We start from the raw sequence: 17,913 nt of genomic DNA, 5'->3' as shown, positions 1-17,913 counted from the left end.
CTCTGGCAAACCTCGCTCAGCCAGAAACCTCCTCTTCTACCAAATTGTCGATTAGCCTTCGATGCGTTTGCGCTCGTCGTCGGTCAGCACACTTGCGAGACGCTCAAGCTCGGTTTCAGCACTTTGATTTCCCATATCCTGAGCCCGACTGAACCAGCGCCAAGCTTCGACAAAGTCGGGCTGGTCCTGGCCATGCCCACCAGCATGAGCAATTCCGAGATTGAATGCGCAGCGATTGTCGCCGAGCTCTGCGCCCTTGTCCCACCACGATTGCGCGGTTTTGAACTCTTTAGGGCCACCAGCGCCGGTCATCATCATCACGCCGAGGTATGTCATCGCGTTCACTTCGCCCATATGCGCGGCCTGCTCAAACAAACGGCGCGCATCCGTCTCGTTACGTTCGCCACCAAGGCCTCGTAACTTCATGAACCCCAGATTGAACAATGCGGGTGGCAGGTCAGCCTCCGCAGCCTGTGCGTAATATGCTCTGGCAGCGGCAAAGTCCTGATGGACGCCCCGCCCGTGATGTAGCATTGCGCCGAAATTGTTGGCAGCCGCAGCATGTCCGGAATCCGCAGCCCGGCGCATCAACGCCGCGGATTTCATCAAGCTCTCTCCGCCCTCGCTATCGAGTAGCAAGGCGACCGCTTGTTCGAACAGAACATCCCCTTCCGCCATAAGTGCACGATATGCATAAACCACTACTTGCATAGCGACTTTTGGCAGTTTTTGCCTCACAAAAGTTGAAACAAGTGTTTAGTTTTGGCGATTGGTTAGCTGTCCGATAGTCACTGAATCTGCATGCATGAGTGGCGAGCACGAATACTCAGGGCACACTTCGATCAATCTCAACGAACTTTCCTCAGGACACTATCCATCCATGACAGAATTGACCCTGGATCGCCTCTTTGCGTCGCCTTCCCTAACTGGCCAAGCAACACTGGGCATCAAGTACTCTCCCGATGCTGCGCGGGTGACCTTCCTCAAGCCTCGGCCCGACGACCAGCAAAGACACGATCTCTGGCAATTCGACGTTAAGACAGGCGCGCCGTCCCTCCTTGTGGATTCCCTATTGCTTGAACCAGAAGCAATCGTTCTCTCAGAGGAAGAAATAGCCCTACGCGAGCGCAAGCGAATTGCGGGGAGAACAGGCATCCTTGACTACTCATGGGGTACAGCCACGACGATACTCGTCCCACTAGGGGGAAACCTGCACTTGGTCACCCTTACTGAAGACAGTCCGCAAGTTCGGCAACTAACCGATACCTATGCCTTTGACTATGATGCGCGCATTTCACCCAAAGGCACGTATGCCAGCTTCATTCGCGACGGGGCGCTCTGGATAGTTGATCTTGCGACGGGCGACGAGAAACGCGCCTCTCCCCCGGCCGAGCCGTCAAAATCACTGTCGTATGGCGTCGCCGAATTTGTCGCACAGGAAGAGATGAGCCGATACACCGGATATTGGTGGAGCCCGGACGATAAGTACATCGCCTATACGCGTGTGGATGAGACATCCGTGGACATCGTTCCACGCTTTGATATCGCCGCAGAAAATGTTGCCGTTATTGAGCAGCGCTATCCTCGCGCGGGTCGCCCCAACGCCATTGTGGACCTATTCGTTCTGGAGGTGGAAACCGGCATTGTCACGGAGATTGGATGGCGGCGCAACGACTGGGGACATGCAACCGACCAATATCTCGCGCGGGTCAATTGGACTGAGAGCAGCCTCTACGTCCAGCGCGTCAATCGGGCTCAGACACAGCTCGAAATGGTCCAATTCATGGCCTTCAAGCATTCCGAGAAAGGGTTGCGCCTTTATGAAGCCACCGTCGCTCAGCTTGATGAGCAACCCAATTGGATCAATCTTTCTTCAGATTTCGTGAGCTTGGGGGATACAGGCATTGTTCTCACGGAAGAATCTCGTGGTTACCGCCAAATCAGTTTGTTACCGCCTTCGACAACCCACCCCAGACAACTGATTGGCGGTGACTGGGCTGTCGACAAGCTGCAGCATGTAAAAGCCGACATGTCCGAAATACTCTTCACAGGGTTTCTGGATACTTCGCTTGAATGCCACCTCTATCGCGCCAAGCCAGCAACTTCTGGCTCAGCAACTCCTCCAGAGGTCGAGCGCATCACCTCCATAGGCCAAACATGGTCCATTGCCATGGCGCCAGACGGGCGATCCTTTGTCGGAACATCATCATCCCCAAACCACCCCCCTCAAACGGGTCTGTATGCTTCTGACGGCAGTTTGATTTCCTGGATTTCGGAGAATGCGCTCGACGCAGACCATCCATATCACTCCTTTCTGCCGGATCACGTCACACCAGAGTTCGGAGTCCTGTCCGCCGATGACGGTCAGATTCTACACTATTCCCTACTGAAACCGCCCGGTTTCGATGCTAGGAAATGCTACTCGGTTATTGTGGAAGTGTATGGCGGGCCACATGTCCAAACTGTCACGCGCAGTTGGGGGAGTCTGTCAGATCAATATCTCGCCCGTCAGGGATACCTCATCTTCAGGCTCGATAATCGAGGCAGCTGGAATCGCGGCAAGAAGTTTGAGGATGTGATCCATCACCGCACGGGCCTGCATGAGGTCAGCGACCAGATGATGGGCGTGGACTGGCTCAAGACACAACCATTTGTCGATCCCGGCAGAATTGCCATTCAGGGCTGGTCCTATGGCGGATACATGACACTGATGACCATTCTGCAAGCGCCAGCCGATACATTCGCGTGCGCTGTCGCGGGAGCTGCGGTTACAGACTGGAGCCTCTATGATACATTCTACACGGAGCGGTATATGGGGACACCACAAAACAACCCAGGCGGCTATGAAGCCTCCAGTGTTTTTCCAAACCTCGACGCGCTTTCGACCCCCCTCCTCCTCATTCACGGCATGGCAGATGACAACGTCACCTTCGACAATGCCACACGACTGATGGCCAGACTTCAGGAATTGGGCAAACCGTTTGAATTGATGACCTATCCGGGCCAACGCCACGGCATTCGGGGAGAAGCGCTGCAACGCCACCTGATGCAAACGCGTATGGCCTTTTTGGACCGCAAACTGAAGAGACCATCAGAATGATCAAACCCTGGAAAGTCCTGGAAAGCCGTCAAACTTACAAAGACGACTTCCTTTCGGTGCGCACGGATGTCTGCCAACGTGAAGACGGCCATGTAGTGCCCGCCTATCATGTGTTGGAATTCACAGATTGGGCCACGATTATCCCGATTACTGACGAAGGCAATATTGTGCTGGTCCGCGAGTATCGGCACGCCGGCGAGATCGTCCTCTTGGGCGTACCCGGCGGCGTCCTGGATCCCGGAGAATCCGATCCGGAAATAGCAGCCCGGCGGGAATTACGCGAGGAGACCGGCTACACGGCGCGCGAGTTGATCCCCGTTGGCACCTGTTATCCGAACCCGGCAACCCAGAATAATCAGCTTCATTATTTTTTGGCCACGGGCTGCCAGAAGACAGATGCTCAGTCTCTTGACGCAAACGAGGAAATCGAGGTCGTCGAGATGCCTTACAAAGACTTCCTGGAATACGAAGCATTCGAGACTCAACACGGCCTTCACGCGGCGGCACTGTTTTACACCGAGCGGTATTTCGGGAAACATCCCGAAAAACGACCGTGAGGAAATGCCCATGCCTGCCTTCCAGCCTACTGCCGACCAATTCAGGGCGTTTCGTGACGACCCGAACGATGGCCCCATTACCCAGGTAAATTTGCTGAAGTTTCGAGTTAAAGCTGAGTATCAGCCGGATGACCCCGAATTTGGGGAAGAGATCAGCGGGGAAGACGCCTATATTCGTTACTCCGAAGCCTTCACTTTCGCGGCAAAAAAGGTCGGCGGCTCCACATTGCTCCTTGCATCGACCGAACGCTATTTCATCGGTCAGGGCGATTGGGATGGCGTGCTGGTCAACCAGTTCCCAGATCGACAGGCTTTCATCGCTACGCTCAACCATCCGGACTACAAATCCATGTCTCGCCATCGCGAGGCAGGCCTGCTTTGCCAGGAATTGATCGTGACCCGTCCCACTTGGATAAACGGGAGAAAGCTGTGAGCCGCTACGAAATCTTTGGCGCGCTCGGCTCGCCCTATTCCATGAAAGTGCGCGCCGCCCTGCGGGCCAAACGCCTTGTCCATACCTGGACCGGTATGACAGCCGACGACCGACAAAGCGTCATGCCAAATGTGCGGGCACCCGTGATCCCTGTCATCCGCCAGCCTGACGGCAGCTGGGTGAATGATTCAACCCCCTTCTTGCTGTCACTCGAAGGCGAAGGCCGAGACCTCTTGCCACCCGATCCGGTGGCCCGGTTTGCCTGCCTGTTGCTTGAGGACATGGCCGACGAATGGTTCATGAAAGCCATGTTCCATTACAGATGGGCATATGACCTGGATGCGGAATGGTGCGCCAATTGGCTGATCTATGACACGCTTCCCAACACAAGTCGCCTTGGCGTGGAAGAAGCCGCTGCCACCATCCGTGAACGGCAAATCAGCCGCATGGCTCTTGTTGGCTGCACACCCCAGACTGCCCCTCTGATAGAGGCCAGCTGGAAGCGCATCTGCAAAGTTCTGGAGGCGATGGCAACCGGGCCAACACGCTTCTTGTTCGGAGATCGCATTTCGCTCGCGGATCTTGGCTTTTACGGTCAGTTGAAAGTCATGAGTGTTGACCCCACTCCCATGACCTGGCTGCGAGCGGACACACCGTACTTGTATCGCTGGATTGATCACGCCGATGATGCGAGCGGTGTCGAAGGTAGCTGGTCTGATAGTATCAGCCCGGTTGTACACGACCTTCTCGCAATAGCAGGGGAAACCTATTTGCCATTCCTGAAAGCCAATCTTGATGCGCTCAATTCCGGATCAGACAGTTTTTCGCTTGAAATAGAGCGCGGGCGCTATGAACAGGGCGTATTCAAGTATCAGGCAAGATGCCTGCAAACCTTGGGCGATGCCTGGAAAGATCTGGATGTTGTCTCGCGAGACAAACTTGCTGAGTGGATTGGACCAAACGCAAGCATCCTTTCAACAAACGTTTAGCAACTCGGGTACAAGACTGTGCCTGAAGAACAATATTCTGTTTTCTTGTGGCTCGGCTCAACGCAGAGTCAGCGCTAATCCCACTGCGAGGCATATTATCCGTGACGAAGAAACCGTCTCCCATCTCACAATTGCTGCACCACCGCGCCCGCAACCTTTCCAAGGGTGCACCGGTATCGCTTCCTATCATGGCGAGTACGACATTCCTGTTGCCAGGAGATCCGGACGGCAGCCATTTCTATGCGCGCAATGGAAATCCCACAGTCGAAAGCGTCGAAGCGGAGATAGGCATTCTGGAAAATGCCGAGACGGTGCTGTTCCCATCCGGCATGGCCGCTATCGCCGCAATGTTTCACACAGTGCTGCGCCCGGGAGACAAGGTTTTGGTGCATGCAGACGGCTACTACAATGTTCGAGCCCTGTTGAATGAACACTTCGCACCCCGGGGCATAACCGTCGAGACTTGTCCTACCGCCCAGATGGCGGATGCTGACCTGTCGGGCTGCCGGCTCGTAATGATTGAAACACCGTCAAATCCGGGCCTCGAAGTTTGCGACATCGCGGCTGTGGCTGATCGGGCAAAATCAGCCGGAGCCTTGCTGGTGGCTGATAACACGACTGCAACACCCCTGTGCCAGCAACCTCTCGATCTTGGGGCGGATATGGTCGTGATGGCTGACACCAAGGCCATGGCAGGCCATTCAGATGTTCTCTGCGGACATGTAGCAAGTCGGGACACATCCCTGATGAATCAGGTGCGTGGCTACCGTCGTTTGGGCGGCGCCACGGTAAGCCCGTTCGACGCGTATCTGCTGCATCGCGGGCTTGAGACCCTGGAATTGCGCGTTTCGCGGGCAAACCAGAATGCTCTAATTCTGGCAAATCACCTATTTTCGCACCCCTCTGTGCAGACCGTCCGGTATCCCGGTCTCCCGCGAGACGCGAGCCACGCAGTTGCGTCTCGCCAGATGCGAGACTTTGGTCCAATCGTGAGCTTCACGTTAAAAGATCGCGCAAGCGCAGAAAAGTTTATTGATAACAATCCACTAATAGTGCCCGCCACGAGCTTTGGAGGTGTTCACACCTCTGCTGAGTGCCGAGTCCGCTGGGGAGACCACGTCGCCGACGGATTCGTCCGCTTAGCGTGCGGAATAGAGCCCAGTGAAGACCTTGTAAAAGCTACGGAAAATGCTTTACGAGATATCAGTCCGGTTTGATGCTGGGGAAGTGACTTTCACGGACAAGTGGTATAGCGTTTGCTCTCAACGAGCAGGGGTCTCGTTTCATGAAGCGACTGAGTATAGTCCTTTTCTTCGCCCTGCTGGGCTTTGGCGCTTGGGGCTGGTTCCGTCTGAACCAGCCTGAGCCGCCTATGGCGTTGACTGAGCCCCTGCGGATCGATCAAGGCGAGATCCAGGGCGGTGTTGATCCAGACAATCCGGAAATCCAGGTTTTCAACGGGATTCCCTATGCCAGCGCCCGTCGTTGGTCAGCGCCAACTTCCCCGCCGCAATGGGGCGCCATTACCCGGGATGCGAGGGGATTCGGCCCGCAATGCCTGCAACCCCGCGGACATATGAATGAGGTTGTCGACCGTATCATCGATGGTAACGGCTTGCCCTGGTGGAAACGATTGGCCGCCAGGCAATACCTCGCTGCCCAGCCTGAGCCCGCTGAAGCTGAGGACTGCCTGTTCCTGAATGTCCGAACGGCAAATCGCGGCAAGCCTCGGCTACAGCCGGTAATGGTATGGATTCACGGCGGCTCTCATCAGGCTGGGGCGGGTTCGGCGCCATATTACCAGGCAAATGGCCTTGTGGATAAAGGCGTCGTTCTGGTCACAATCAACTACCGGCTCGGACCATTCGGCTACATGGCACACCCTGCCCTGACCGAAGAAGCCGGAACATCCGGCAATTACGGCCTGTTGGACCAAGTTGCAGCACTCCGCTGGGTTCAAATGAATATTGCGCGCTTCGGCGGCAATCCAAACAATGTCACCATATTTGGCGAAAGCGCAGGCGCGCAATCTGTCAGTGAGCTGATGGCAACGCCTCTTGCTGACGGCCTGTATGACAAGGCCATCTTGCAGAGTGGCGTCAGCAGTTACAATGCGCTTCACCTGTCCCACTCGCCATTGCCCAATGTGCAAAGCTCCGAAGAAGTCGGTGTCGAGTTCCTTTCATCGCTGGCCGATGGCACCGCTACCGCAGACCGGCTTCGCGCCATCCCGTCGGGGGCGATCATCGACCGTGTTCTGTTGAGGCAGGATTTGGTCAAGTACTTCTTGCCGACAGTGGATGGTAACGTCCTGCCCGTGCCAATCGGCGAAGCTATTCGGGACGGTGGCGCCAATCGGGTTCCAGTCCTTGCAGGCTATAATGCTGACGAAGGCACTCTATTTTACAGTCGGCGCAAATCGCCGACAGCCCTGCTGGCGAACATCTCTGGTTCCATCACACAACGCGAAGCGATGCTGGAAGGCGTGTTTGGTGTGAACTCATCGAAAGCGCTGCAAGCCCTCTATGGCATGACATCCTTGGAAACGTGGGATCGGGGCGCCGAAAAAATGCTGGGCGATGACTTGTTCGGCGTCCATACGCGTTTTCTGGCCAAAGCCAATGTAGCTGCTGGCCAGCCAACCTGGCTCTACCAATTCAGCCGGACGCCGCCAGGAAAGTCTCAAACGCTCGGTGCATATCACGGGGCCGAGATCGCGTTTGTCTTCGATAGCCACAACGGCTTCCTTCCGGCAGCTGATGACGATGAAATCCTGACTGACAGAATGATTTCGTACTGGACCAATTTTGCCAAGACAGGTGACCCCAATGGCAAAGACCTGCCTGAGTGGCCAGCTTATGATCCGGACGCCGATATCTGGCTGGAATTGGACCATGAAATCAAACGCATCAGCGGCCTTCGCGCGCGCAAACTCGACATACTGGAAGACCATCTCAATTTGCGGATCGACGCGATCAAGCGATCAAAAACACCGTTTGAGCTGATCGAGAATACCGCACTTCTATCGACTGCCGCCGGGCTAGGCGGTGAGGAGCGTTTCGCAAATAGCGACTAGGCCCGCCTGGTCGACAGCGTCAAAAGCATTCAGTTCTGTCGAGTCGACATCCAGTACGGCAGCGAGATCGCCATTTGCGTCGAACACCGGAACGACAACTTCAGAATTGCTCGCTGAGTCGCACGCGATGTGCCCGGGAAATTCATGAACATCCGGAACAATAATCGGCGCGCGCGTCGCCGCCACATGCCCGCAGACCCCTTTGCCAAAGGGGATGCGCAGACAACCAAGCGTGCCTTGATACGGCCCAACAACCAGTTCGGACTCCTTCAAGGGGTCAACCATGTAGAATCCCGTCCAGAAGAAGCGGGGTGAAAAGGCCTGTGACAGGATACAGGACGCTGTCGCATAACGCGCAGTGATCGATGTTTCTCCCGCAACAACGCTATCAATTTCCGCCTTCAATTCCTTGTAGCGTTCTGCCCTGTCCATATTCTGCCTCATCTGTGCCTTGAGCGGGCTATATCGGCTGGATGCAGGCACTTCGCAATAGGGCGTTGAAGCTGACACCAACCTCTGAAATAGTCGGAGCAGTCAAGGCGGTGGACGGGGCCGCTGCCATGAGGGAGACAGTCATTGAGCCTGACGGGACGCCTAAGCGCCGCCTTGCTGATCGCAGCCTGTCTCACCGTCCCTGCGGGGGCGCAGACAGGCGACGACTATGACGACCTCACGTTGGACGCCCCAATCGAGATTCCCGACTCGAATGATTGGGGCGAGGTCACCCACCATCCCGAAACAGACATTGAAACACTTGAACAGGCGCATCGGGACTATCTTAGAAAATCGACCCTCCAGCTCGAACGACCGGAAGCCGATCCTGTCGAGTTCGATCCGCCCTCTCCTCCGCCTAACTGGCTACGAGGATTGTTTGAGTTCCTTAGTCATTTGGGCCCGCTTCTAACGCTCATTTTCTATGTAGCTATCGCCGCCTTGATTTTGGGCGTGTTGTACTTCCTTTTCGGAGAGGCGCTGCGTATCCGGTTTGGCAAAGTTGGCAGCAAAGCCGACAAAGTGGGCGACGATGTCATCCCGGACTTCCGCCCGGAAGAATCCGTCGCCCGCTCTCTACTGGAAGAGGCCGATGCGCTGGCCCGCGCAGGAAAATTCGCAGAGGCCGTGCACTTACTCTTGTTCCGGTCAATCGAGGACATTCAGACGCGCATCGAGATTGGAGTGCCTCGCTCACTCACGGCACGTGAGATCGGCAAGCTTGGCTTCCTGCCAGATCGCGCGCGGACCGCCCTCAGCCCGATCATCGCCATCGTCGAACGTAGCTTCTTTGGCGGCCGGGATGTCGACGAAAGCGGCTGGCATACGGCGCGGGCTTCCTACGAAGACTTCGCATTTGGGGAGCAGTGGACATGAAGGATCGTTCTCACGTCGACTCCCCGTTCAGTGGCAAGATCGTCGGCATATTGCTGGCAGTGGCGCTTTTTTCCTTTGGGGCAATCATGGTGCTCGCAGGCTGGGCACCCGAATTGCGGGACCGGAATGTGGCCGGTGCGCACCCGTTCTCAACCTCGGCGCTCGGTTATAATGGCTTCGTGCAACTCCTTCAGGAACAAGGCTATCCGGCGGAAGTCTCCCGGCTGGAGCGCACGCTTGAAGACAGTGATTGGGGCCTACTCGTCTTAACACTCCCCCAATGGGGTGCAGCAAAGGCGCTCGAAGACTTCGAGCCACAGCGGACTACTTTGCTCGTCCTGCCGAAATGGACCGGCATGACTGATCCTCTTAACAAGACCCATCAAAAGGATACGCGCTTCATGAATGCGCGCGTCCTGAACGACTTACTGGAGACGATAGCTATCGATGCGGAAATCGGACGTATCGATGTGCCAAGTGAAACCTCAACCCCCTTCGGATCAATCGCGCTTAAACCAGACGTGAAGATGCAAGTGCTACGCGGAGACTCGCTTACGCCGATTGTTGAGACACAGGATGGGATCCTGCTCGCCTGGGCGCCCGATGCGGACATGTATGTTCTGTCCGACCCCGACATGATCAACACTTTCGGTTTGTCGCAGTTTGAGAACGCTCGCTTTGCGACTCAGATGATCGACTTTCTTCGTAATGACTACGACGAGCCCATTGTATTTGATGCGACTCTCCATGGTTTCGTTCGGTCCGAGAATCTGCTGCAGATGATTTTCGACATCCCTTTTATCGGCGCGACGTTGACTGCGTTGGCGGCCGCTTTCCTGCTGGGCTGGGCCGCGCTCATACGATTTGGGCCACCTGTGAAGGAAGGACGCGCCATTGCGCTTGGAAAACAGGCGCTGGCTGACAACTCCGCAGGCTTGATTACGATGGCGCGCCGGGAGACTCGTATAGCACCCGCATATCTCCACATGATCCGCCGTCGTGTATCCCGGGATATAGGCGCTCCGAAGACATTGAATGAAACCCAACTCACCGCCCTGTTCGACCGGCTTGGCCCGGAAGAAGAGTCCGGCAAACACTTCACAGACATGGCGTCGGGACTGCGCGGTCCTGCCACCAGCCGTGAAGACCTCATGAACAAGGCGCGCGAGCTGTTTCGCTGGCGCAAGGGAATTATCGGGAGATCCATGAATGAACGTGAATGACATCAAGGCGCTGGCGGACCGGATCCGCAACGAAGTGCGCAAGGCAGTCGTGGGACAGGACACAACGGTTGATGTTCTTCTGACTGCGATATTCTCGTCAGGGCACGTCCTTCTTGAAGGCCCACCGGGAACAGCCAAGACCCTACTGGCGCAATGCTTTGCGAGATCGATTTCACTCGACTTCGGTCGCATTCAGTTCACACCCGACCTGATGCCGGGAGATGTTCTCGGCACGAACCTGTTCAACTTTCAAACCAATCAGTTTGCCCTCACCAAGGGTCCAATTTTCACAGATCTCCTTTTGGCGGACGAGATCAATCGAACACCTCCGAAAACACAAGCCGCGCTGCTAGAGGCCATGCAGGAACGCAAGGTGACGATTGATGGCGACACCTACCCGTTGAATGACCGGTTCACGGTGATCGCGACCCAGAACCCTATCGAACAGCAAGGCACATATCCCCTGCCGGAAGCGCAGCTGGACCGCTTTCTATTCAAGCACACGCTGGACTATCCAAGTCGTGAAGAAGAGCTCGCAATTGTGTCCAAGCATGGCACACGCACGGGCATGAGAACCGCAGCAGCGTTCGGCATCGAGCCCGTTGTCTCGGCAGAAGAACTCAGTGAAGCTGTCAATTCGGTTGCTGAAGCCCGGCTGCAGGACGATATCATTGCCTACATCGTGGATATTATTCGCGCGACCCGGACAACCCCGGCCCTGGAAACTGGCGCTTCGCCGCGCGCCGCTGCCGCGCTGGCCACTGCGGCCCGTGCCCGCGCCGCGCTCGACGGCCGAGACTTTGTTATTCCAGACGACGTGAAATTGCTGGCCCTGCCAGCACTCCGCCACCGCGTTTTGTTATCCCCCGCCGCAGAAATCGAAGGCAAGACGACCGACGAAACTCTTTCAGCTATCATCGAACAGACGGCCGCACCGCGGTGATTTCACCCACACCTCGCGCCATCTTCCTGATGCTGCTCGGCGTGCCGCTCATGGTAGCTATAGCTCTGCTGCGTCCTGAACTCTGGGTAATATCCGCTGGCTGGGTCGGCGGCATCGCCAGCCTGATCTTTGCGGATGCCGTCTTGGCCGCATCCCTGCGAGCCTATGAGGCAGACGTAGACGCGCCGGCACTGCTTTATGTCGGCGGGTCTGATCCAGCGAACCTGACGCTGCGGTTCGCGCGAGGTCCGCTTCCCAGACGAATAGAGGTGTTATTGGAAGTGAACGCTTTCCTGCAGACCATTCCACCCGCAGGATTAAGAGGCTGGCAGGACCGGGCCCGGTCATACTCGTTGCCGCTCACGCCAACACGACGGGGTCTCGCCAGGCTGGTCAAACTTTGGAGCCGCTGGAAAGGTCCGCTCGGGCTGATACAAAAACAACACACTACCGTGCTGGATAGAGATATTCCGATCACACCCAATATCCGCTGGGTGAAAGACGAAGCTATCCGTATCTATTCTCGTGATGCGGAATTCGGCGTGAAGATGCAGATCGAGCGCGGCGATGGCAGCGAATTCGATGCTTTGCGCGAGTTCACGACCGGCATGGATCGACGCGCGATCGACTGGAAACACTCTGCACGCCACCGCAACCTGCTTGCCAAGGAATTTCGAACTGAACGCAACCATAATATCGTCTTCGCTTTTGATACGGGGCGATTGATGAGCGAGCCGCTTGGCGGCGTGCCCAAGATTGATCGCGCCATCAATGCCGGACTACTCCTGTCCTTTGTGTCTCTTCGCAGCGGCGACCGCGCCATGATCTATGGCTTTGATGCCAAGCCCGGTTTCATGAGCGGGTTCATGTCTGGTCAACGCAGTTTCACAAAAGCTCAGGATCTGGCGGCTCAACTGGACTACTCCGCTGAGGAGGCCAATTTCACGCTGGCACTCTCCTCGCTCGCGAGCAAGCTTGAGCGACGCAGCCTCATCATCATTTTCTCTGACTTCGTCGACACGATATCAGCCGAGCTTATGCTCGAAAATGTGAAGCGCCTGACTGATCGGCATCTCGTGATGTTTGCCACATTCGAGGATGAATCGCTCGCAGAAATGATAGATGCGCCGCCAAGTTCAACGGAATCTGTGACCCGCGCCGTGATTGCAGACACGCTCATGGCTGAACGCGACACCGTCCTGCTTCGGCTTCAGCGCATGGGCGTACAAGTGATTGAGACGAGACCGGAACAATTCGGCGCGGAGCTGATCTCCCGGTATCTTCAGATCAAACAGAGGGACATGCTGTGAGCGACCTTCTCAAATCTTACCGCTTCCGCGAAGAACGTGAGTCCGATTGGCGCAAGCTGGACCTGATCCTGACACGAGCTGAAAACTCCGGCGTGAAAGCGCTCAGCGATGACGATATGACAGCTTTGCCTCGTCTATATAGGCAGGCGGTTTCTTCCTTGTCGGTGGCGCGCTCCATTTCGCTCGACCAAAATGTAATCGCCTACCTCGAAAGCCTCTGCACACGGGCCTATTTCTTCGTCTACGGCGCCCGGACCTCCATCGGCGAGCGCATGATGGATTTCCTGCGAAGCGACTGGCCTGCCTGTGTCTCCTCGGCCATCGGGCCAACTCTGCTGGCAGCTCTGTTCCTGTTTGGCGGATGGGCGCTCGCATTCTTTCTGTGCATGCAGGACATGGAATGGTTCTGGACTTTTCATGGCCAGAACTTCTGGGACGGGCGCAACCCGGATGCGTCCGTCGACTATCTGCGTTCCACAATCTATACCGACGAAGGAGATCTCGGCGACGGCCAGCTGACCTCCTTTGCGAGTTTCCTGTTCAACAACAATGCCCGGGTTGCTCTGTTTGCTTTCGCACTTGGGTTTGCATTTGGTATCCCCACCGCATGGCTGCTCGTGTACAACGGCGTCATGATGGGCTCACTTCATGCCGTATTCTGGGACAAGGGGCTTGGCTACGAATTTACCGGTTGGCTGTTGATCCACGGAACAACCGAGTTGTTTGCCATCATACTGGCAGGAGCAGCGGGCTTCGTGATTGGGGGCGCAGTCGCTTTCCCCGGCCAGATGACCAGGTTGAACTCGGCGCGCCATGCCGGGCAAAGAGCCGCCACGATTGCAATGGGATGCGTCATCATGCTGATCGTCGCGGCTTTGCTAGAAGGCTTCGGGCGGCAGATGATCAATAGTGACGCGATCCGCTATACGATCGCTCTGAGCATTCTCGGATTGTGGTGCGCATATTTTTATCTGCCAAGACGAACGGACACCGTATGAGCTCTACCGTTCCTCCGGCACCAGGCACCGTGAACCTTGCGAATGTTGAAGCTGCGCGCCGTCGCCGCGCCCGCATGCAAGAGCAAGAACGTCAGTCGAAACTTGTACGGCAACTGGTTACGCCGGAAGGTGCCGCGATACAGCTTAAACTGGCTAATGCATCCGAGCGTGCAGGCGCGTTTTTGATCGATGTTGCAATACAATGGGCCATCGTAATCGCGACCGCTTTGGGGCTCTATTTTGCAATGGGGGCCATGGACCGCGAGAGTGCCAATATCGCTTGGGCGGTTTGGATTGTCTTTTTCTTCTTCGTCCGAAATTTCTACTACATCTTCTTCGAGCTCGGTACGAAGGCCGCCACGCCCGGCAAGCGCGCCCTTGGCATCCGGGTCACCTCTCGCAATGGCGGGCGTCTGACTGCGAACTCGGTTCTAGCCCGGAATTTCATTCGTGAAATCGAAATCGGTCTACCCTTTCAGTTCCTTATGATGGACGGGGATCAAGTGACCAGCTGGATAGCCCTGCTTGGCTTGGTCTGGTCCGGCATCTTCCTGCTCTTCCCAATCTTCAACAAGGACAAGATGCGCGTTGGCGACCTGATTGCCGGCACATGGGTAATCAAGACTCCCAAAACCAAGCTGATGGGCGATATCTCGTCGTCGGCCAAAACTACCACACATGAGCGATTTGCCTTCACACCCCAACAAGCGGAAGCTTATGGCATTCATGAATTGCACGTGTTGGAAGATGTCCTTCGCCAATCAACGCAAGACGTGAAGGCGCAGGTCGCGCTTCGCATTCGGCAAAAGATCGGATGGCAGGCGCAGCCGGGCGAGACCGATACCGCCTTTCTGGAAGCTTATTACGCAACCCTTCGAAGGCGACTCGAACAACGCATGATTTTGGGCGAACGCAAAACCGACAAATTCGACGTGCGCTGACTGACTACAAACGCCCCTGCACCCAATCCCGGGTCAGAAAGCCGTCGATCAGGTCACACACGAGACCCAATTCAACCAGCGCAGACGCATAGCGACGTGAATCCACCAATGTTTTGAAGATCGAACCTGCTTCGAACTGATCCTCCGCTTCCAGCGCCAGAGTCATGTGACCATCTTCGAACACACCGCGAAGCTTGCCCCCGGAAAAGTGCCGCTCCAATGCGATCAGGCGCTCCATACGGTCTGGGGACAACAACGCCCGGGCCTCCACCTGGTCTGTCGAATAGACGGTAAAAGCTTCCTCGAGCTCGCGGGAAATCAGATCCACTTTCTTCAGGTCACCCGAATACCTGCCCCGCTTCCACCATCCAGACCGCGCGATCACGGTTCGACCAAGAAAGCGCTCCGGGTATTCGACATGAACCAGTATGCCCTGAAATACGGTCTTGCTATTCTTGCCACCGGTTTCAAGTTTGGCTTCAACCAATGCAAAGCGAGTCCCCGCACGCTCACCCGAAATCAGATCCTCGAATTTGAGACGCGAGTGACCCGGTAGCAATTTGACAGTTTTCAGTATTTCAAAAGCTGGCGTCGGCGCGTCAGGACCGTTCGTGGAACTCATGTTGATCGCGCCAAACGGCGTATTCACTGTCGAGTTCATCTTGCCAGAATAGGCCGCATTCAACTCCTTCGCCCGAGAAGCCAGCGTCTTCAAATCGACAATACCGGACAGGTCTGGATGCAATGTGTCATAGGTGAAGCCAAACGGTTCACAGGCAGCTGAAAGGATCAACTGCTTGGTCTGCGACTTCATTGTAAAAACCTTGACCCAGGCGGTCGCCGACACAATCGCGCCTGACACCAAGACCAGAAATATGAGTCCGGGTGAGATGATATCAACACTCACGAGCGTAGAGATCATCAACAGAATTATGATGAAGATCGGGATGCCAGCACCGATAATTGAACGCGTTATCGCTGCACGTATTGTGGCTTTCCGACTCTCTTCCCGCCGGGACAGTTCGGGCTCAAGTACATCCGACCAAACACGCTCAGCCTGAGCAAACTCTGTACGACGACCCGATAACGCCGCGAGGGATGGCGCGCGCGTCAAAGCGTCGTTCAACCTGTTTGGACTAATGTCTGACATACTGAGTCCCCCTCAGGTATCAGGCTTAGGGACCCGACAATTTGGGATCAAGCCGCGAGCGTAAGTTCCTTGACGGCCGTGACGCAATTGCGCCCCTTGGCCTTGGACTCGTAAAGCGCGCCGTCCGCCTGTTCGAGCATGTCGTCGAAATCCGAGTTGGGCGGTAACATGGCCAGGCCGAAACTCGCAGTGACACTCACCGGTTGTCCGTCCACGATGACAATATGGTCTTCAATGGAAGAACGAAGACGGTCACAGACGCTAAGCGCCTTCTCCATATCGACATTGCTGAGCAGGACAACAAACTCTTCACCGCCCCAGCGCCCAAGTCGGTCGAATGGACCGCGAAGTTCAGAATATGCGACCGCCGCGATTTCTCGCAGCACACGGTCGCCCGCTGCATGACCATGCTGGTCGTTTACCGCCTTGAAATAGTCGATGTCGAACAACGCCACCGCCGATGTCATCTCCGTCCGGCTCATACGCGCGAGTTCTTCACAGGCAAATTGTTTGAAGAACTTGCGGTTTAGCAGTCCCGTCAGTGCGTCAGTAGAGGCCATATCTTCCAGCGTGCGCTGGTAAATTCTCATTCTGTACTCGTGTTGGGCAGCAATTGCGGCCGTCGGAACGGCCACACAGGACGCAATGAAAAGGTTCGCGACAATGAAATTCTGGGGATCAGACGGGAACCCCATTGAATAGACAATGACGGAAAAGGTGAAGCATAGGCAAAGCGCCGTAATCGCCACAAAAGCGAAAAAGGTCAGCGATTCGACCACATCTTCGAATTTACCCTGCACGTCCCGACTCCCGGTTGCTGTAGCGGTTGTGACATAGGAAGTATATTTTATCGTCAATCGATTGAGGAATTTTAGCGTCTGACCATTCATCTTTTGGAAACAAGCAGACAAGCCGGTCGCTACGGCTTGACGTTGCGCCAATGCTCACCCAATCAGGCATGGGACTGGCTGAATTTTTATTGTTAGCGCTCCGAAGCCGTCGTTCCCGAGCCGTCCAACAGCCTTTCTCGCGTTCTGAAATTACAAAAAATTTCGCAATGGCGCGGTTGACGCTGTGGTTCGCAGCTCTTAACTCCGCAGCATCGTTAGCAGTCGTGCCGGGTGAGTGCTAAAGCCCCCTGACATTTGCTTGCTGACGACCGTTTTCAATTGAACTCGTCAAAGAGACAAGAGGGCTAAATCCAATGAAACTTCGTCCCCTGCACGACCGTGTCGTCGTGCGCCGCGTCAAGGAAGAAGAGAAAACCAAGGGCGGGATCATCATTCCCGACACCGCAAAGGAAAAGCCGCAGGAAGGCGAAATCGTCGCCGTCGGCGCTGGTGCGATTGGTGACGACAACGAGCGTGTCGCGCTCGACGTCAAAGCTGGTGATCGCGTGCTCTTCGGTAAATGGTCCGGCACGGAAGTGACCGTCGATGGCGAAGAACTGCTCATCATGAAAGAGAGCGACATCATGGGTGTCCTGGAGGGCTAAGCCCCCACACTTTCGCTTTTTCATCAGACAGAATTCTCAACAGAGGTAATCCACAATGTCAGCCAAACACGTAGTTTTCGGCGCAGAGGCCCGCGAACGGATGCTGAAAGGCGTCGATACGCTTGCCAACGCCGTTAAAGTCACGCTCGGTCCAAAAGGCCGTAACGTCGTCATCGAGAAATCCTTCGGCGCTCCGCGCACCACGAAGGACGGCGTCACCGTCGCAAAAGAGATCGAGCTTGAAGACAAGCTGGAAAACATGGGCGCACAAATGCTGCGCGAAGTGGCTTCCAAGGCCAACGACGTTGCCGGTGACGGCACCACGACCGC

The 17,913-nt window shown here is 55.8% G+C and carries 18 protein-coding genes; 14 read left to right on the top strand and 4 right to left on the bottom strand.

From position 1 onward, the window contains the following. Nucleotides 1-51 precede the first annotated feature (51 nt). Nucleotides 52-711: a tetratricopeptide repeat protein gene (locus B2P82_RS09570; protein ID WP_206990726.1), complete on the bottom strand. Its 660-nt coding sequence runs from the start codon at nucleotides 709-711 to the stop codon at nucleotides 52-54. Nucleotides 712-880: 169 nt separating this feature from the next. Between B2P82_RS09570 and B2P82_RS09565 the strand changes: the two genes are divergently transcribed. The 6 genes from B2P82_RS09565 to B2P82_RS09540 all read left to right on the top strand — a co-directional run bounded on the left by B2P82_RS09565 (nucleotide 881) and on the right by B2P82_RS09540 (nucleotide 8,155). Further along, the gene (locus tag B2P82_RS09565) at nucleotides 881-3,100 is read left to right on the top strand and encodes a S9 family peptidase (protein WP_290496859.1); all 2,220 of its coding nucleotides are present in this window, start codon (nucleotides 881-883) and stop codon (nucleotides 3,098-3,100) included. Beyond that, nucleotides 3,097-3,657 carry an NUDIX hydrolase gene (locus B2P82_RS09560; protein WP_290496856.1) on the top strand — a complete coding sequence of 187 codons (561 nt, stop codon included), beginning with the start codon at nucleotides 3,097-3,099 and terminating at the stop codon, nucleotides 3,655-3,657. Before B2P82_RS09565 ends, B2P82_RS09560 begins: the two co-directional genes overlap by 4 nt. Nucleotides 3,658-3,667: 10 nt before the next feature. Then, nucleotides 3,668-4,090: a DUF1330 domain-containing protein gene (locus B2P82_RS09555; RefSeq protein WP_206990729.1), complete on the top strand. Its 423-nt coding sequence runs from the start codon at nucleotides 3,668-3,670 to the stop codon at nucleotides 4,088-4,090. Beyond that, nucleotides 4,087-5,079 carry a glutathione S-transferase family protein gene (locus B2P82_RS09550; protein WP_290496849.1) on the top strand — a complete coding sequence of 331 codons (993 nt, stop codon included), beginning with the start codon at nucleotides 4,087-4,089 and terminating at the stop codon, nucleotides 5,077-5,079. Before B2P82_RS09555 ends, B2P82_RS09550 begins: the two co-directional genes overlap by 4 nt. Before the next feature lie 101 nt (nucleotides 5,080-5,180). Continuing rightward, on the top strand, nucleotides 5,181-6,296 hold the full coding sequence (locus B2P82_RS09545) for a cystathionine gamma-lyase (RefSeq protein ID WP_290496847.1): 1,116 nt from the start codon (nucleotides 5,181-5,183) through the stop codon (nucleotides 6,294-6,296). Nucleotides 6,297-6,364: 68 nt separating this feature from the next. Beyond that, nucleotides 6,365-8,155, top strand: coding sequence for a carboxylesterase/lipase family protein (locus B2P82_RS09540; RefSeq protein WP_290496845.1), 1,791 nt, complete (start codon nucleotides 6,365-6,367; stop codon nucleotides 8,153-8,155). Here B2P82_RS09540 and msrC read toward each other — a convergent pair. After that, entirely contained in the window at nucleotides 8,120-8,587 is a 468-nt protein-coding gene (gene msrC, locus B2P82_RS09535) for a free L-methionine (R)-S-oxide reductase MsrC (RefSeq protein WP_206990733.1), read from the bottom strand. The genes B2P82_RS09540 and msrC overlap by 36 nt on opposite strands. Nucleotides 8,588-8,731: 144 nt before the next feature. Between msrC and B2P82_RS09530 the strand changes: the two genes are divergently transcribed. The 6 genes from B2P82_RS09530 to B2P82_RS09505 are packed head-to-tail and all read left to right on the top strand — an operon-like array spanning nucleotide 8,732 to nucleotide 14,938. Further along, nucleotides 8,732-9,523 (top strand): hypothetical protein, encoded by a 792-nt coding sequence (locus B2P82_RS09530; protein ID WP_290496841.1) that lies wholly within the window; start codon nucleotides 8,732-8,734, stop codon nucleotides 9,521-9,523. Then, on the top strand, nucleotides 9,520-10,746 hold the full coding sequence (locus B2P82_RS09525; protein WP_290496839.1) for a DUF4350 domain-containing protein: 1,227 nt from the start codon (nucleotides 9,520-9,522) through the stop codon (nucleotides 10,744-10,746). The genes B2P82_RS09530 and B2P82_RS09525 overlap by 4 nt, the downstream gene beginning before the upstream one ends. Beyond that, complete coding sequence (locus B2P82_RS09520) at nucleotides 10,733-11,689, top strand: AAA family ATPase (protein WP_290496837.1); 957 nt, start codon at nucleotides 10,733-10,735, stop codon at nucleotides 11,687-11,689. The genes B2P82_RS09525 and B2P82_RS09520 overlap by 14 nt, the downstream gene beginning before the upstream one ends. Further along, a complete protein-coding gene (locus tag B2P82_RS09515; protein ID WP_290496835.1) occupies nucleotides 11,686-12,999 on the top strand; it encodes a DUF58 domain-containing protein in 1,314 nt (437 codons plus the stop codon). The genes B2P82_RS09520 and B2P82_RS09515 overlap by 4 nt, the downstream gene beginning before the upstream one ends. Beyond that, nucleotides 12,996-13,997 (top strand): stage II sporulation protein M, encoded by a 1,002-nt coding sequence (locus B2P82_RS09510; protein WP_290496833.1) that lies wholly within the window; start codon nucleotides 12,996-12,998, stop codon nucleotides 13,995-13,997. Before B2P82_RS09515 ends, B2P82_RS09510 begins: the two co-directional genes overlap by 4 nt. Beyond that, complete coding sequence (locus B2P82_RS09505) at nucleotides 13,994-14,938, top strand: RDD family protein (protein ID WP_290496831.1); 945 nt, start codon at nucleotides 13,994-13,996, stop codon at nucleotides 14,936-14,938. The genes B2P82_RS09510 and B2P82_RS09505 overlap by 4 nt, the downstream gene beginning before the upstream one ends. Nucleotides 14,939-14,942: 4 nt before the next feature. Here the strand turns inward: B2P82_RS09505 and B2P82_RS09500 are convergent, their stop codons facing one another. Together B2P82_RS09500 and B2P82_RS09495 are read right to left on the bottom strand one after the other, a co-directional pair. Then, on the bottom strand, nucleotides 14,943-16,088 hold the full coding sequence (locus B2P82_RS09500; RefSeq protein ID WP_290496829.1) for a DUF3137 domain-containing protein: 1,146 nt from the start codon (nucleotides 16,086-16,088) through the stop codon (nucleotides 14,943-14,945). Nucleotides 16,089-16,135: 47 nt separating this feature from the next. Then, nucleotides 16,136-16,888: a GGDEF domain-containing protein gene (locus tag B2P82_RS09495; RefSeq protein WP_290496826.1), complete on the bottom strand. Its 753-nt coding sequence runs from the start codon at nucleotides 16,886-16,888 to the stop codon at nucleotides 16,136-16,138. Nucleotides 16,889-17,292: 404 nt separating this feature from the next. On the opposite strand from B2P82_RS09495, the gene groES reads away from it, so the two are divergent. After that, nucleotides 17,293-17,583 (top strand): co-chaperone GroES, encoded by a 291-nt coding sequence (gene groES, locus B2P82_RS09490; RefSeq protein WP_034811607.1) that lies wholly within the window; start codon nucleotides 17,293-17,295, stop codon nucleotides 17,581-17,583. A 55-nt stretch (nucleotides 17,584-17,638) separates the two neighbouring features. Further along, the coding region (locus B2P82_RS09485; RefSeq protein WP_290496894.1) for a TCP-1/cpn60 chaperonin family protein at nucleotides 17,639-17,913 on the top strand (275 nt) is incomplete at its 3' end.

Source organism: Hyphomonas sp. UBA4494, assembly GCF_002388935.1.
Taxonomy (GTDB): domain Bacteria; phylum Pseudomonadota; class Alphaproteobacteria; order Caulobacterales; family Hyphomonadaceae; genus Hyphomonas.
This window is presented reverse-complemented; position numbering and strand designations above follow the sequence as displayed.